Source organism: Streptomyces sp. E2N166, from assembly GCF_003671715.1.
In the GTDB taxonomy this organism is placed as follows: Bacteria; Actinomycetota; Actinomycetes; order Streptomycetales; family Streptomycetaceae; genus Streptomyces; species Streptomyces thinghirensis.
Genome location: NZ_RAIF01000048.1, coordinates 1 through 256, shown reverse-complemented (window position 1 = coordinate 256; position 256 = coordinate 1). Strand labels below are relative to the sequence as shown.

The 256-nt window shown below is 63.7% G+C and carries 1 protein-coding gene; it reads left to right on the top strand.

The window, feature by feature from the left end:
• A partial coding sequence (locus EBH09_RS37365; RefSeq protein WP_193776774.1) for a transposase occupies window positions 1-237 on the top strand: 237 nt, incomplete at its 5' end.
• Between the last annotated feature and the right edge of the window lie 19 nt (window positions 238-256).

The following is a 256-nucleotide window of genomic DNA, read 5'->3' as shown; positions in this document are numbered from 1 at the left end:
ATCCGGCACACCATCCCCGAACGTCTCGACCAGCAAAGGCACAGGCACAACCGAGGATCCCAAGGCGGCCGGCCCACCGGATTCGACCGCGAGCACTACAAGAAGCGCAACACCGTCGAACGTGCCATCAACCGACTCAAGGGCTTCCGCGCCGTCGCCACCCGCTACGAGAAACGCGCCTACATCTACCTCGGCACCGTCGCCCTCGCAGCCCTCATGGTCTGGCTCCGCACATGATCCGAGAAACGGTGCCTAA